At 65.4% G+C, this 1,960-nt stretch carries 1 protein-coding gene; it reads left to right on the forward strand.

Annotated elements, in window-relative coordinates; translation table 11 throughout:
* The coding region (gene leuS / locus BGO16_RS06505; protein ID WP_292617781.1) for a leucine--tRNA ligase at positions 1 to 1,960 on the forward strand (1,960 nt) is incomplete at both ends.

Here is a 1,960-nt window from a genome sequence, read left to right on the forward strand (position 1 = left end):
AACGCCCGTGACGCCGAACCGCGCTGGCAAGCCGAGTGGGACAGGCAGGCGATCTTCGCGACCAAAAACGACGACCCGCGCGAAAAATACTACGTGCTGGAGATGTTCCCCTATCCGTCCGGGCGGATCCACATCGGCCATGTCCGCAACTACACCCTCGGCGACGTGATCGCCCGCTACATGCGCGCAAAGGGCTACAACGTGCTGCACCCGATGGGCTGGGACGCCTTCGGCCTGCCCGCCGAGAACGCCGCGATCGAGCGCAAGGTTGCGCCCAAGGCGTGGACCTACGACAACATTGCCGCGATGAAAAAGCAGCTCCGCTCGATCGGGCTGTCGCTCGACTGGGCGCGGGAATTCGCGACCTGCGACCCGTCCTATTACAAGCACCAGCAGAAGATGTTCCTGGACTTCCTGCGCGCCGGTCTCGCCGAGCGCGAGAAGCGCAAGATCAACTGGGATCCGGTCGACATGACCGTGCTCGCCAACGAGCAGGTGATCGACGGCCGCGGCTGGCGCTCCGGCGCCGTGGTCGAGCAGCGCGAGATGAACCAGTGGGTCTTCAAGATCACGAAATACGCGCAGGAATTGCTCGACGCCCTCGACAGGCTCGATCGCTGGCCCGACAAGGTGCGGCTGATGCAGCGCAACTGGATCGGCCGCTCCGAGGGCCTCTTGGTCCGCTTCGCGCTCGACGCCGCGACCACGCCGAACGGTGAGAGCGAGCTGAAGATTTTCACCACGCGTCCCGACACCTTGTTCGGCGCGAAGTTCATGGCGATCGCGCCGGATCATCCGCTGGCGCAGTCGGCGGCGAAAGACAATCCCGCGCTCGCCGAATTCATCGCCGAGTGCAAGCGGCGCGGCACCGCGCAGGCCGAGATCGACACCGCGGAGAAGATGGGCTTCGACACCGGCATCCGCGCCATTCATCCGTTCGACGCGGCGTGGGCTCTGCCGGTCTATGTCGCCAACTTCATCCTGATGGAATACGGCACCGGCGCCATCTTCGGCTGCCCGGCCCACGATCAGCGCGACCTCGACTTCGTCAACAAATACGGGCTCGGCAACACGCCGGTGGTCTGCCCCGAGGGACAGGACCCCGCGAGCTTCGTCATCACCGACACGGCTTACGACGGCGACGGGCGGATGATCAACTCCCGCTTCCTCGACGGCATGACCGCCGATGCGGCGAAGGAAGAGGTCGCCAAGCGGCTGGAAGGCGAGATGCGCGGCAACATGCCGGTCGCCGAGCGCAAGGTGAATTTCCGCCTGCGCGACTGGGGCATCTCGCGCCAGCGCTACTGGGGATGTCCGATCCCGGTGATCCATTGTCCGAAGTGCGACGTGGTGCCGGTGCCGGAGACGGACCTGCCGGTCACGCTGCCTGAGGATGTCACCTTCGACAAGCCCGGCAACGCGCTCGACCATCATCCGACATGGAAGCACGTCGTCTGCCCGAAGTGCGGGGCCAAGGCCACGCGCGAAACCGACACCATGGACACCTTCGTGGACTCGTCCTGGTATTTCGCGCGCTTCACAGACCCGTGGAACGAGACCGCGCCGACCACGCCCGCGATCGCCAACCGCATGATGCCGGTCGACCAGTACATCGGCGGCGTCGAGCACGCGATCCTGCACCTGCTCTATTCGCGCTTCTTCACCCGCGCGATGAAAGCAACCGGCCATGTCGACATGGACGAGCCCTTCAAGGGCATGTTCACCCAAGGCATGGTGGTGCACGAGACCTACCGCAAGGCCGACGGCGGCTGGGCCTCCCCCGACGAAGTGAAGATCGAAGTCGCCGGCAACGGCCGCCGCGCCAGCCTGATCGCCTCGGGCGAGGAGATCAGCATCGGCGCGGTCGAGAAGATGTCGAAGTCCAAGCGCAACACCGTCGACCCCGACGACATCATCGGCAGCTACGGCGCCGACACCGCGCGCTGGTTCATGCTGTCGG

Source organism: Nitrobacter sp. 62-23, from assembly GCF_001897285.1.
Classification (GTDB): Bacteria; Pseudomonadota; Alphaproteobacteria; order Rhizobiales; family Xanthobacteraceae; genus Nitrobacter.